The organism is Prevotella sp. HMSC077E09 (assembly GCF_001814685.1).
Classification (GTDB): Bacteria; Bacteroidota; Bacteroidia; order Bacteroidales; family Bacteroidaceae; genus Prevotella; species Prevotella oris.
This window is the reverse complement of sequence record NZ_KV817567.1, coordinates 13274-27252: the sequence shown is the minus strand read 5'-3', so window position 1 is coordinate 27252 and position 13979 is coordinate 13274. Positions and strand designations below refer to the sequence as shown.

At 45.3% G+C, this 13979-nt stretch carries 13 protein-coding genes and 1 tRNA gene; 13 read left to right on the top strand and 1 reads right to left on the bottom strand.

What is annotated here, in order from left to right; genetic code table 11:
• Positions 1 to 408: 408 nt before the first annotated feature.
• The 9 genes from rlmN to HMPREF2983_RS07420 all read left to right on the top strand — a co-directional run bounded on the left by rlmN (position 409) and on the right by HMPREF2983_RS07420 (position 7400).
• The gene (gene rlmN, locus HMPREF2983_RS07460) at positions 409 to 1455 is read left to right on the top strand and encodes a dual-specificity RNA methyltransferase RlmN (protein ID WP_070667582.1); all 1047 of its coding nucleotides are present in this window, start codon (positions 409 to 411) and stop codon (positions 1453 to 1455) included.
• A complete protein-coding gene (locus tag HMPREF2983_RS07455) occupies positions 1445 to 2062 on the top strand; it encodes a DUF4837 family protein (RefSeq protein WP_070667581.1) in 618 nt (205 codons plus the stop codon). The genes rlmN and HMPREF2983_RS07455 overlap by 11 nt, the downstream gene beginning before the upstream one ends.
• Positions 2052 to 3137: a PdxA family dehydrogenase gene (locus HMPREF2983_RS07450; RefSeq protein WP_004377772.1), complete on the top strand. Its 1086-nt coding sequence runs from the start codon at positions 2052 to 2054 to the stop codon at positions 3135 to 3137. The genes HMPREF2983_RS07455 and HMPREF2983_RS07450 overlap by 11 nt, the downstream gene beginning before the upstream one ends.
• On the top strand, positions 3130 to 4122 hold the full coding sequence (locus tag HMPREF2983_RS07445; protein ID WP_018921026.1) for a lysylphosphatidylglycerol synthase transmembrane domain-containing protein: 993 nt from the start codon (positions 3130 to 3132) through the stop codon (positions 4120 to 4122). The genes HMPREF2983_RS07450 and HMPREF2983_RS07445 overlap by 8 nt, the downstream gene beginning before the upstream one ends.
• Before the next feature lie 103 nt (positions 4123 to 4225).
• A complete protein-coding gene (locus HMPREF2983_RS07440; protein WP_070667580.1) occupies positions 4226 to 5494 on the top strand; it encodes a sigma-54 interaction domain-containing protein in 1269 nt (422 codons plus the stop codon).
• 20 nt (positions 5495 to 5514) lie between these two features.
• Entirely contained in the window at positions 5515 to 6027 is a 513-nt protein-coding gene (locus tag HMPREF2983_RS07435) for an LptE family protein (RefSeq protein WP_004375601.1), read from the top strand.
• Positions 6028 to 6033: 6 nt separating this feature from the next.
• Positions 6034 to 6873, top strand: coding sequence for a tetratricopeptide repeat protein (locus HMPREF2983_RS07430; RefSeq protein ID WP_070667579.1), 840 nt, complete (start codon positions 6034 to 6036; stop codon positions 6871 to 6873).
• 5 nt (positions 6874 to 6878) lie between these two features.
• Positions 6879 to 7229: a preprotein translocase subunit SecG gene (gene secG, locus HMPREF2983_RS07425; RefSeq protein WP_004375603.1), complete on the top strand. Its 351-nt coding sequence runs from the start codon at positions 6879 to 6881 to the stop codon at positions 7227 to 7229.
• Positions 7230 to 7323: 94 nt separating this feature from the next.
• Positions 7324 to 7400: transfer RNA gene (locus tag HMPREF2983_RS07420), tRNA-His, on the top strand.
• Positions 7401 to 7624: 224 nt separating this feature from the next.
• Here the strand turns inward: HMPREF2983_RS07420 and HMPREF2983_RS07415 are convergent.
• Positions 7625 to 8899 carry an NAD(P)/FAD-dependent oxidoreductase gene (locus tag HMPREF2983_RS07415; protein WP_070667578.1) on the bottom strand — a complete coding sequence of 425 codons (1275 nt, stop codon included), beginning with the start codon at positions 8897 to 8899 and terminating at the stop codon, positions 7625 to 7627.
• Between the two features lie 720 nt (positions 8900 to 9619).
• On the opposite strand from HMPREF2983_RS07415, the gene dnaG reads away from it, so the two are divergent.
• Genes dnaG through cls form a run of 4 tightly spaced genes read left to right on the top strand, consistent with a single transcriptional unit; the run spans position 9620 to position 13901 of the window.
• Positions 9620 to 11563 carry a DNA primase gene (dnaG, locus tag HMPREF2983_RS07410; RefSeq protein ID WP_070667577.1) on the top strand — a complete coding sequence of 648 codons (1944 nt, stop codon included), beginning with the start codon at positions 9620 to 9622 and terminating at the stop codon, positions 11561 to 11563.
• Positions 11564 to 11584: 21 nt separating this feature from the next.
• The gene (locus HMPREF2983_RS07405) at positions 11585 to 11920 is read left to right on the top strand and encodes a 6-pyruvoyl trahydropterin synthase family protein (RefSeq protein ID WP_018921033.1); all 336 of its coding nucleotides are present in this window, start codon (positions 11585 to 11587) and stop codon (positions 11918 to 11920) included.
• On the top strand, positions 11904 to 12476 hold the full coding sequence (locus HMPREF2983_RS07400) for a 7-carboxy-7-deazaguanine synthase QueE (RefSeq protein ID WP_070667576.1): 573 nt from the start codon (positions 11904 to 11906) through the stop codon (positions 12474 to 12476). Before HMPREF2983_RS07405 ends, HMPREF2983_RS07400 begins: the two co-directional genes overlap by 17 nt.
• Complete coding sequence (gene cls, locus HMPREF2983_RS07395) at positions 12477 to 13901, top strand: cardiolipin synthase (RefSeq protein WP_070667575.1); 1425 nt, start codon at positions 12477 to 12479, stop codon at positions 13899 to 13901.
• Positions 13902 to 13979: the final 78 nt, after the last annotated feature.

The following is a 13979-nucleotide window of genomic DNA, read 5'->3' as shown; positions in this document are numbered from 1 at the left end:
CCAAGAAGGCATCCAACATGCGTCAAATCAGTGTGTAATATGCGTCAAATCGCAAGATAAAATGACGCAAAACACACTGCAATATGCCTTAGATGGCAAGACGAGATGATGCAAATGGCAAGACTGAAGCATTCATGTGAGAAGATAATTTGCTGTTTATGGAAAAACAGAACCATGCAGAACAATTCTTATTGTCATGTTTTTTGATTATTTTTCAAAATCTTTTTTGCTGCTTTCCAATATCAAATTACAGACCTGTGAGCCTATACCTAAGTCGTAATTTGCAAGGGCTTAAAGACTGTCTGAAAACAAACCACACTCCTACCCCCTGCATTCCACGCTCTCTCCACAAATCAAAAAAACAATACAAAGCGTGAAACATTCAACATTATTTATTATCTTTGCAGTATGATTTCTTCGAAGAAAGCACTTTTAGGCATGACCTTGAACGAGCTCAAGGAAGCCTGCAAGCAATTGGGAATGCCTGCCTTTACGGGCGGACAGATTGCAAAATGGCTATATACGCATCACGTGAAGCACATTGACGAGATGACAAATATATCCAAAACTAACCGTGCAAAATTAGAAGAAGCCTACACTATAGGTTGTGCAGAAGCTTTGGAAGCACAGCAATCCAAGGACGGAACCATCAAATATCTATTCCCCACAGCAAGCGGAAAGTTTGTAGAAACGGTGTATATCCCCGAGAATGACCGCGCCACTCTTTGCGTTTCGTGTCAGGTGGGCTGCAAAATGAACTGTCTTTTCTGTCAAACGGGAAAGCAAGGCTTTGAGGGAAGCCTGACAACTTGTGACATCTTGAACCAGATTTATTCGCTTCCCGAAGTGGATAAACTTACGAATATCGTGTTCATGGGACAGGGGGAGCCGATGGACAACCTTGACAATATTCTGCGAACAACGGAGATTCTCACGGCCGACTACGGCTGGGCATGGAGTCCGAAGCGCATAACAGTGAGCAGTGTCGGCGTTAAGAACAAACTGAAACGCTTCATTGAAGAGAGCGATTGCCATGTAGCTATCAGTCTTCATTCGCCGATAGCCGAGCAAAGAGCCGAGCTTATGCCGGCTCAAAAGGGCATGAGTATTGCGGAAATCGTGGAACTTCTGCGCAATTATGACTTCTCCCACCAACGTCGTTTGTCGTTTGAATACATCGTCTTCGGAGGCGTAAACGACTCTATGACACATGCCCGTGAGCTTGTAAAACTGTTGAAAGGTCTTGACTGTCGCATCAATCTGATACGCTTCCACCAAATACCTGACGTGCCACTGCATGGTGCCGACGAGAAGAGAATGGAGGAATTGCGCGACTATCTGACATCACATGGCATCTTCACTACTATCCGTGCGAGTCGCGGACAAGATATCTTTGCAGCCTGTGGACTGCTTTCTACGTCGAAGAAAATCGGCGAAATCCGTCATGAGCAATAAGATCATTGTCTTCATGTTGGCTGCAATGCTCGTGTTTTGTGGCTGCAACGGTCGGCGAAAGGGAATGCTCGGACGGCTCAACCGCCCGTATGAAGACAATCCCGAGATGCAGGAACGAGTGCGCAAACTGATGGGAATGAGCATTGAATTGCCTGCTGACATGCGATCGAGCAAACAAGGAAAAGGATTTCTATGGATATCCAACAATGCCACAACAGGCATGAAAAACGTAGCTATCTACAAAGTAACGACTGCCGACACACTGCCACTAAGCGTGGAACGTTTCTGTCAGTTGCACGACAGTGTGATGCAAATCAATATTAAAGGTGAAACCGATTCGATGTTCATCACAACGCTGAAGGCTTCTGTCAAGGGGCATTTCAACCCAAAGAAAAGGCGATGTCGCTATGAAGGACTATGGGAGATGCAGGGCGATGCCATGGGAGGGCCATTCATCTGCAACGTCTATAAGCGCCCTGAAGGAGAAGGACTCATCTTCGCAGAAGGCTTCCTCTATGCGCCCGAAATAAGCAATAAGAAAACTCTGCTCGGTCAGCTTAACGCCATACTGGGCTCTATAAATATAAAGAATAACAATGGAAAATAAGAAAATTCGTGTGGCTATCACACATGGTGATACTAATGGTATCGGATATGAACTCATCTTTAAGGCTTTCTCTGAACCCGAGATGCTAGAGCTTTGCACGCCAATCATCTATGGTTCTCCCAAGATAGCATCTTATCATCGCAAGGCACTTGACATTCAAGGAAACTTCAGTATCATCAATACTGCCGATGAAGCAGTTGAAAACCGCATTAATCTGCTGACATGTTTCGATGAAGATGTGAAAGTGGAGATGGGCATAGTGTCGCCTGAAAGCGGTGCAGCTGCATTGAAAGCACTTGATAAAGCCATGACCGATTATCGGGATGATGCCTATGATGTGCTCGTGAATTGTCCGGTGGAAGACAGCAATATTCACATTGAAGGCTACAAATTTACCGGCATCAGCAAGTATATTGAAACTTGTTTAGGCGAAGGAAACAAAGCTTCTACCCTTTATATCAGTGACAACCTGCGGCTGATGGTTGCGGCAGAAAGGGCTTCTGTAAAGGACATTGCAAATGTGTTGACCAAGGATTTAGTAAAAGAAAAGGCTACATTATTATTCAAAACCATTCGCCGCGACTTTAATATTTCCAATCCACGCATTGCTGTTTTATCCTTAAATCCTACGGCACAAGGCAAAGAAGAGCAAGAGATTATCTTGCCTGCAATTAAAGAAATGGAAGAGGACAGCGTGCAGGCATTCGGTCCTTACACTGCTGAAGAATTCTTTGAAAATGGTTATTACGACCAGTTTGACGGCATCTTGGCCCTATATTACGACCAGGGAGTGCCTCCATTAAAAGCCCTTGCTACGGAAAGTGTGGTAAAATTCAATGCCAACCTACCCATTATAGCCACTGAACCCGATTGCCATACTCGCTTTGATATTGCAGGTCAGTGCATAGCCGATGCTTCTTCACTGCGTCATGCCATTTATACAGCCATCGACATCTACCGCAACCGCAAGCGTTATGACGAGCCTTTGCAGAATCCTTTGCCTAAGCTTTACCGCGAAAAGCATGATGATGGAGAGAAGGTTCGCTTCTCTATACCAAAGAAAAAGCATGAATAAGAAGTATCAGAACGGATTTTTCATCTTCGGGATTGTCGTTCTCGGCATCATGATTACACAGCTTGATTTCCACCAAGTGTGGGAAGGGCTGTGTCATGCAGGCTATTGGTTCATTGCCGTTGTCGTGCTTTGGGCCTTTCTCTACATCTTCAACACTTCGGCATGGTATATCATTATCAATTCACAGAAAGCCGACAAAGGACAAAAGAAAATATCCTTTGCATGGCTTTATAAGATTACCGTGTCGGGATTTGCCCTCAACTATGCCACTCCCGGCGGTCTGATGGGGGGCGAACCTTACCGTATCATGTCGCTTTCTCCATACATAGGACCGGAGCGTGCATCGTCATCGGTAATCCTTTATGCCATGACTCACATCTTCAGTCATTTCTGTTTTTGGTTACTTTCGATAGTTATTTTCATGCTCACACAGCCTATAACGCTGCTCTTAGCAACGCTACTGGCTGTCACAGGTGCCTTCTGTCTATTAGGAATTTGGTTCTTCATATCGGGCTATCGCAAGGGATTGGCCAACCGAGTGATGAAGTTTCTCGGGCATATTCCTCTCTTGAAGAAGTGGGCGCAGCCTTTTGTTGAAAGTCATCGCGAGCAACTTGACACCATAGATCAACAGATAGCAGCTCTTCATAAGCAGAACCCCAAGACCTTTGTTTCGGCAGTTCTGTTGGAATTATCATGTCGCATTTGCTCGGCTTTAGAGATATTTTTCGTGCTATTGGTGCTCATGCCGAATGTTGATTTCTTGCAATGTGTGCTCATTCTTGCCTTTACAAGCCTCTTTGCTAACCTGCTTTTTTTCATTCCTCTGCAGCTTGGAGGACGCGAAGGTGGCTTTCTGATGTCGACAACGGCATTGGGTATATCAGCAAGTGCGGGTATCTTCGTAGCATTGATTGTAAGACTTCGCGAGTTGCTTTGGACGGGAATAGGCCTGCTACTCATCAAGTTTGGCAAACGAAATTAATGGATTGGCGAAACCACTGCACGGTAATCGCTACCCTAAAAACATATAAAAAGTCTGCCAAATTAGCAGGATTATGGAATAAAATATGTAATTTTGTCATCCAATGAATACTTCAGAACTGCAAAAAATAAAGCAACGCTACAACATTGTTGGCAATAGTGATGGGCTAAACAGGGCTTTAGACATAGCCCTGCAGGTAGCCCCTACTGATTTATCTGTATTGATTGTGGGTGAAAGTGGCGTCGGCAAAGAGATTATTCCACGCGTTATTCACGACAATTCTCCCCGCCGTCGCGAGAGATATTTTGCCATTAACTGCGGTTCTATCCCTGAAGGAACGATTGACAGTGAACTGTTTGGCCACGAGAAAGGCTCGTTCACAGGAGCTATTGGAGAAAGCGAAGGCTACTTTGGAACAGCAAACAAGGGTACGATTTTCCTTGATGAAGTGGGCGAACTGCCACTTGCTACACAGGCACGACTGCTCCGTGTGCTCGAAACGGGTGAGTATATTCGTGTTGGAGGACAGGAAATCAGGAAGACAAATGTGCGTATCGTGGCTGCAACAAACGTCAACATGCGCAAGGCTGTCAGTGAAGGCAGGTTTCGTGAAGACCTATTTTACCGTCTGAACACTATTCCCGTGCAGATGCCTCCCTTGCGAGACAGGGGCGAAGACATCGTACTTTTGTTCCGTCTTTTCGCCATGCAGATGGCTGAAAAGTATCATCTTCCGAAGATTACGCTTACAGATGAAGCCAAACAATTACTCATGCAATACAAATGGCCGGGTAATATTCGCCAGTTAAAGAACATCACAGAGCAGATGTCGGTACTCAGTGAACAGCGCGAAATCAATGCAGAGGCCTTGTTACACTTTATTCCAAAGGATACGGAAAGCACACAGTTGGCCACTATCTCGAAGCCGGGAGAGCACTCTTACGAAACAGAACGCGAGATACTATATAAGATATTGTATGAACTCCGAGGCAATGTCAGCGACTTAAAACGCGACATGAACATGCTGAAAAAGCAGCTTGACGAGACCCGTTCGTTATCCGGTGCACAGGGTTTTCAAAGTCAACAGCTCGCTTCTCCACAGGAAACAGCGCTTATACGCGGTGAGAATAAAAATCCTTATGGTATCATCAGTACACCAAGTCAGCAAACACAACCTGCTGCCTACGATGTTATTGCTGAGGAAATACGTGAACCCGAAAGCTTGAACCTCAATGACTTAGGGCGTCAGATGGTAGAGAAAGCCCTGGAACGCAATGGTGGAAATCGCAAGAAAGCAGCACAGGAATTGGGTATTTCAGACCGTACGCTCTACCGACGTATCAAGCAATACGGATTAGATAAATCTATTTGACGTCATCAACTCCCACGAAAATGAAGAAACTGAAATATATATTGGCAGTCGGTCTGCTTATACTGATAAGTTCATGTGCTTTCAAAGGCTATAAGTTCAATGGCGCAAGCATCGACTACAGCAAGACAAAGACGATTCAGATTGCCGATTTTCCCATTCGTTCCAGCTATGTATGGGGACCTATGGGGCCTCTTTTCAACAACCGATTGAAAGATCAATTTGCCGATCATACGAAACTAATTCTGGTGAAACGCAATGGAGATATAAAGATAGAAGGAGAGATTACGCAATACAATCAGCGCAATAAGTCGGTGACAAGTAATGGTACTTCGGCCCAGACTGAACTCTCTATGACTGTCAATGTGAGGATTACCAATCCCAAAAACCGCCCGGAATTCATCGAGAAACAGTTTACATCGACTGCCAGTTACGAGTCTGCCAGAAGCTTGAATTCCGTTCAAGAGGAACTCGTTACACAGATGATAAAGGATATTGTCGACCAAATTTTCAATGCAACTGTAGCCAATTGGTAATAAAAGATGGACATTAAGCGCCTTATACTGCATCCCGAATACATGGATCGCGAGACCCTTTACGATCTCCGTAGCTTCATTGCACTCCACCCCTACTATCAAACGGCACGCATACTGATGCTGCAAAACCTTTACATTCTGCATGATCCTGCATTTGATGAAGAGCTGCGCAGAGCTGCTATCTGCATCACCGACCGACGCATTCTCTTCAATATGATTGAGGCTGCCCATTATAAAGTGCATGCAGACAAGTCTACTTCGACCCAAAGGAAGCTACACGAGACAACGGCCGAGAACGGAGATCGCACAACGAAACTCATTGACAGCTTCCTCGATTCCATCCCCGAAGACACAGAAGAAGAAGCTAAGGACAAAACCCGCCGCCCCACTCCAGCCGATGCAACCGTGGACTACGTCTCTTATCTGCTTAACCTTGAAGAGGAAGAAGAACAGGAACAACGCGAGCAGAAGACCCAGGATCGTACAACAACTCTGATAGACAACTTCATTGAAGACGGCGGTTTCAACCTCAGAACAGAAGAGGATACGAATGAAGAACTGACAAAGAACTACGCCATAAGCTATCAGATAGAAGATTTTGAAATAGAAACACCGACACCAACACTCCCACTTGAGCCTGAACCACAGCCCCAAGAAAAGAACGAAGGCGATGAAAACTATTTCACAGAAACGCTGGCTCGCATCTATGTCAAACAGGGACGATATGAAAAGGCATTGGAAATTATTAAGCGTTTAAATTTGAATAATCCAAAAAAAAATGCTTACTTTGCAGACCAAATACGTTTCTTGGAGAAATTGATAATAAATAATAAAAACAAAAAATAAGGGAAATGATTTACACATTATTCGTTGTATTGATTGTATTAGCAGCCATTTTGATGGTGCTTGTCGTACTCATTCAAGAATCAAAAGGTGGTGGTTTGGCCTCAAACTTCTCATCATCAAATGCCATTATGGGCGTTCGCAAGACGACCAATGTGGTAGAAAAAGCAACATGGGCGCTCGCTGTTTCAATGGTAATCCTTAGTGTTGCATGTGCTTATGTAGCACCACAGGCAGCAACAGAACAAAGCGTTATGGAGAAGAGTGCAACCGAAACACAGACCACCAACCCAACAAATACCCAGGGATTTGGGGCAAGTCAGCAGGTACCACAGGCTCCTCAAACACCTGCCAAATAAAAAAACAGCAAAAAAACAAGGGAAAAGTTTGGTCAATCCAAACTTTTCTCATACCTTTGCACCCGCTAAACAACAATAGCAAACGCATTACATGGTGGATGTAGTTCAGTTGGTTAGAGCGTCAGATTGTGGTTCTGAATGTCGTGGGTTCGAGTCCCACCCTCCACCCCAAAACGGGAATCCTTATTCAAGGGTTCCCGTTTTTGCGTGCAATAGGCTATGAATAATAGGGCTTGAAGCTTATAACTATCACTTCAATCCCATGCAGATGAGTTGACATAAAATGAAGAATATCAAATGACACAAGTCAACAGCGTCCTTGGCTTCTATCTTTAGGCAGACATCCCAATATCAGAAACCAAGGACTCACGGCCTCATTTCAACAGCTACTGCTGTCAGCGTTTCGCCTTTAATATTAATCGAAGGCTCTGTTTATAATTGAAATAACTCCACATCCAATTGAGAAACACAATCGTTTTATTCCTTACTCCAAGAATAGAACGCAAGTGAACAACCAACCAGAGAAGCCAGGCAAAGAAGCCTCCAAACTTCAATCTACCGATTTCTACAACGGCCTTTTTGCGCCCAATGGTTGCCATTGTGCCTAAATTTCTATAAGAAAAGGGATGCTCCTGCTCGTTCTTATCCTGCCGTTTCAGGTTCATTGCCAAGTTCTCTGCCTGTTGCATTGCCACCTGAGCCAACTGTGGATGTCCCTGCGGATAGGCCTCATCACCTTCTATCAAGCATTGATCGCCAATGGCATAGACATTCTCCATTCCCTTAACCCGATTGAAACGATCCGTTATGATGCGGCCACCACGTCCGATACTATCAGCCGGAATACCGTCTATATGGTTAGCACGAATACCGCTCACCCATATCACTGTCTCCACAGGAAGATGACTTCCATCCTTCAAAATCAATTCATGATCTACATAATCTGTCACCATACATCCGGCCATTATCTCCACTCCGAGTTCTTTCAAGGCTTTCTCTGCCTCACGAGAAGACTTTTCAGTCATGGCACCTAAAAGGCGTGGAGCTGCATTGATGAGATAGATGCGCATGCAAGAAGTATCAAGATCGGGATAATCACGAGGCAGAATGGTGCGCTTCATCTCAGCCAATGCACCGGCAATCTCTACACCAGACGGGCCACCTCCTACGATTGCAATGTTCATCAACGCTCGCCTGCGAGCTTCATTGTCTTCAGTTTCAGCCCTTTCAAGGTTCTGCAAAATCGTGTTGCGCAGCCGCATAGCCTCACTAACCGACTTCATCGGCAACGCAGAAGCCTCGATATTCTTGTTTCCAAAGAAATTGGTTGTTGCACCGGCAGCCAGCACCAAGTCGTCATAGTGTATCGTTCCGATGGATGTGCGAATGGCTTTCTCCTCGGTATCAATATGTTCAACCTCGGCCATTCGAAAGAAAAAGTTCTTCCATCCCTGAAACAATCTACGAAAAGGAAACGATATATTGCTCGGCTCCAAACCAGCCGAAGCCACCTGATAAATCAGCGGTGGAAACTGATTATAATTGTTCTTGTCTACCAACACCACCTGATAGTCTGTCTCACGGAGACTTGAAACCATTTTCAGTCCCCCCAGACCACCTCCTACGACAACAACTCTTCGCTGTTCATTCCGCTTAATATTTGCTCTCATATCTTTATTATCCCAATACGATTAATACGTTGTCATACACAGCAAAAACAGTGCCGAAACCACAAAAAGCATCCTTTTTCTCTATGATTTCTCCCACTTTGCAAAACCGCAGACAGCATGCTGCAATCCCGAAAGACGAAGAACATGAGTTCATGAAGGCCGAAAAGTGAGTGAATTTACAAACAACAGCCCGTACTACTCCTTGAAAATCCAATCCCTTTTGTAAAGATAAATCGTTAAAAAACACCCACTTTCAGAAACACCTTCCAGGAAAACAGAAGCCACATAAGTGCCCATTTCACACTCATTTGCAGCTATTCATCTGCCCATAGTAATCGACTTATCACGCCATTTGCGTCAAAACACACCGCAATATGGTGCATTTCGCAAGCCAAGATGCGTCAAAATGAAGTGTAACTTGCCTCAAATCAGCCAACGATTTGCGTCAAATCAGCACCCAATTACAACGAAAACAAACTCCAAGAAAGTTTTTCTTGACTTAAATATCTGATGCTCAAGCCATTGCTTAAAAGCCTTAAAACTCGCGTATTTGAAGCCACCTGCATTTTATTTTTCGGCAAGGCCATTCCTGAGAAGGCTTTTGTAAAGAAGAATGACAATCTGAAAAACATGGCAACAAAACCTTGATGAGATTATATTTTCTTTTGTTATGCACCACGCTTTGCGGTTTCAACGTTTTTTATTAACTTTGCCTTATCTATGATTGACAGACTAACAGTTGAGCGAATCAAAGACGCTGCGAACATCGTTGACGTTGTTTCCGAGTTTGTTACGCTGCGAAAAAGTGGCAGTAACTATAAGGGATTATGCCCATTCCACAATGAGAAGACACCGTCTTTCTATGTTTCTCCGGCCCGTGGAACCTGTCATTGTTTCGGCTGTGGCAAAGGAGGAAACCCCATAAGTTTCATCATGGAGCATGAGCAAATGACCTATCCCGAGGCGCTTCGCTGGTTAGCTAACAAGTATCATATAGAGATAAAGGAACGCGAACTGACCGATGATGAGAAACGAGAGCAAAGCGAACGCGAAAGCATGTTCATCATCAACGAGTGGGCTTCCGGCTATTTTGAAGACATACTCCATAACAATGTCGACGGCGTGGCTATTGGGATGCAATACTTCCGCACGCGAGGCTTCCGCGATGATATTATCAGAAAGTTCAAATTAGGCTTTGACTTACCCGACCGTTTGACGCTCGGACGTACGGCACGGCAAAAGGGTTTCCAAGACGAATACCTGCTGAAGACCGGCATTTGCTATCGAAATGAGCGCGGAGAATTAGTTGATCGCTATTCAGGTCGCGTCATCTTTCCTTGGATAGGCATAAGCGGCAAGGTGGTTGGCTTTGGGGGGCGCGTGCTCGATGCACGCACAAAAGGCGTCAATCAGAAGTATGTCAACTCGCCAGACAGTGACATCTATCACAAAGATCATGAGCTTTACGGCATCTATCAGGCCAAGAAAGCAATTGCAAAAGAAGACCGTGTCTACATGGTTGAAGGCTACACGGATGTGATTTCCATGCACCAGTGCGGCATTGAAAACGTCGTTGCAAACTCCGGAACGGCCTTGAGCATTCACCAGATACATACACTTCACCGTTTCACTGCCAACATAACATTGCTCTATGACGGTGATGCGGCAGGCATTCATGCGGCACTTCGCGGTACAGATATGCTGCTTCAAGAGGGCATGAACCTTAAAGTGCTGCTGCTTCCCGACAATGACGATCCCGACAGTTTCGCACGAAAACACACGGCAGAAGAGTTCAAAGACTATATCGAACAACATGCCACAGACTTCATCCGCTTTAAGACGGCCTTGCTGCTTGACAATGAAACCGACCCCTTGAAGCGCTCGGAGGCTATCAACTCCATTGTCACGAGCATCTCGATGGTGCAGAATCCCATCCTCCGCGATACCTATCTGCACGACTGTTCACAGCGTATCGGCATCAATGAAGCCACACTTATCACCCAGATGAACAACATGATACGTGACAGAAAGGCCACAGGTTCGATGACTCCTACGGCAGTTCAGCCCACAGCTACGGGCCCACAGCCTCTTCAAGCCAATCAAAGCGCTATTCAATCTCAAAGCCAAGCAAACATAGAATCCAAGGCAGAGCAGCTCATGTTGCAGATGATTATCAAGCATGGCAATCGAGTTGTCTTCGAAAACATAGAGGATAGCGACGGGAAACCACTGCAATTATCGATTGCCGAATACTTTGATTACTGTCTTTCTGCCGATGGTTTGTCGTTCGAAAGCCCTGTCTACAATCAGATTTTGAAAGAAGTTGTGGAGAAAGGACACGACCGTTCGTTCGACACTGAACCTTATTTCGTGCATCATCACGACATTCATATCAGCCAATTAGCTATCCATATGACCGAAGAACGGTTCAAACTGTCTGAAAGTCAGCAAGTGAAGAGCGACAATGAGAGCCTTCGAAACCGTGCCATTCACTTGATGCTCGACTTCAGAATGGAGTATGTTGAGAAGCATCTGCGCGAATTAAAGCAGCAAATTGCCAAGGCTTCGGCTGACAATCTCATGCCACTCATGACCGAATATAAGGAAATGACGGCCATACGCAATGCGCTTGCAAAGCAGTTGGGCAATAATATTATCGTATAGACTAACCGAAAAGAACAGGATATGTATTACATACAAAAGAGTTTCGAGGTATCAGCCTCACACCATCTGACCCTCTCTTACAAGAGTAAATGCAGCAATGTGCATGGCCATAACTGGCACATCACGGTGTTCTGCAAGGCACGTGAGCTCAACAAAGACGGCATGGTGGCCGACTTTTCAGAAGTAAAGCGCCTCATTCATGGCCGACTTGACCATGCCGATATCAACAAAGTGCTGCCTTTCAACCCTACAGCCGAGAACATTGCACGCTGGATAACCGAGCAGATTCCTACCTGCTACAAGGCCACAGTGCAGGAAAGTGATGGAAATATAGCCACGTATGAAGAAGACGTATAAGGTCAATGAAATCTTCTACTCACTGCAAGGCGAAGGCCGAAACACGGGCCGTGCAGCAGTGTTTATCCGTTTCAGCGGATGCAACTTGAAGTGCAGTTTCTGTGATACTGATTTCAAATTGCATCACGAAATGACGGCCGAGGCTATCGTTGATGCTGTCAGAGATTGGAAAACGGTAGGCTTCGTGGTGCTCACCGGAGGCGAACCTACGCTGCAAGTCGACGACCAACTGATTGACGCCTTGCATGCCGAAGGCTTCTATGTAGCCATGGAATCCAACGGAACAAACGTGCCCCCGGCCAATCTCGACTGGCTGACCATATCGCCGAAAGAGCATGTCGTTGTTACCGAATGCAACGAACTGAAGTGCATTTTCGACGGACAAAAACCTGTTGATGACCTCGGAATTGAGGCCGACTACTATTATCTGCAACCCTGTGACGTGGGCAACGACGTTCAGAACAAGGCCATTACGCAGGCTTGTATCCGTTATATAGCGTCACACCCCAAGTGGCGTCTGAGTCTGCAAACCCACAAAATGATTGGTTTTCAATAAATGTCTTATCTGCATTGGATTATAGTAAGCATCTACACTATCAGTGTCATACTGGCCATGATAGCCGTTCTGATGGACAATCGGCAGCCTGCAAAGACTGTAGCTTGGCTCATGGTGCTTTCTTTCATACCGATAGTAGGCATCATCATTTATATCTTCTTTGGACAGAATTACCGCAGACAACACTTCATCAGTCAGCACAGTTTGGACGAACTGACGAAGCGAAGTATGCTTGAATTTACGGAACAACGCAACCTGCATCTGCCTGAAAACGCACGCCAGTTGATGCATCTTTTTGCCAATCAGAGCATGGCTTTGCCTTTCAAAGACAACAATGCAGACATTTACACCCATGGAAGTGATTTCTTTCTTGCGCTGCTCCGCACTATCGGAAGGGCACAAGACCACATCCATATCGATACTTATATCTTTGATGACGACCCGCTCGGCATGCTCATTGCTGACGCATTGATTGACAAAGTGAGGCAAGGGGTTGAGGTTAGGATTATCTATGACGACGTAGGTTGTTGGAATGTTCGCGACAAATTCTTCAATAGAATGAAGCGCGAAGGAATAGAAGTGAAGCCCTTTATTCCCGTTCGTTTCCCGGCTTTGACAAGCAAGGTGAACTATCGTAACCATCGAAAGATATGCGTTATCGACGGAGAAACAGGCTTCATCGGTGGCATGAACATCGCTATGCGCTATATAAAAGGCACTAAAGGACAGCCTTGGCGCGACACCCATATGCGCATCACAGGTAGCGTTGTCTATTCCATGCAGCGTGCATTCCTGATAGATTGGTACTTCGTTGCACGCACATTGCTGGCCGACCACCGCTATTATCCGGAGAATACACACATTGAAAGAAACAACTGTCTGGCGCAGATTGTAACGAGCAGTCCCATTCAACCATGGCCTGACATCATGCAAGGTTATGTGCGCATTCTTATTGAAGCGAAGCATTATGTGTATATGGAAACGCCCTATTTCCTGCCTACCGAGCCCATACTTTTTGCCATTCGGACAGCTGCTTTGTCGGGAGTTGACGTGCGACTGATAATCCCCATGCACGGCGACGCCAAGCTTGTGGAGTGGGCATGCAAGTCATATTTGGGTGAGATTGTAGAGGCGGGAGCCAAGGTTTTCCTTTATAAAGCAGGCTTCAATCATTCAAAACTGATGGTAAGTGATGACCATCTCTGCACTTGTGGCAGCACGAACATCGACTTCAGAAGCTTTGAGAATAACTTCGAATGCAATGTTTTTTTCTATGATAAAGACATGGCTTTACGCATCAAGGAAATCTATTTGGAAGATGAAAAGGATTGTGTTGACATCGAAGAAATACGTGATTTCACACATCGTTCATTCTTCTTACGACTTTGGGAAAGCATTGTGAGGTTGCTGAGTCCGTTACTATAAGGCGAGAACATCCACTACAGCCCTCTCCAAGAAAGGGAAGTTTTACTTGCAGCAAGCTTCTATCAAAGTTATACTTGC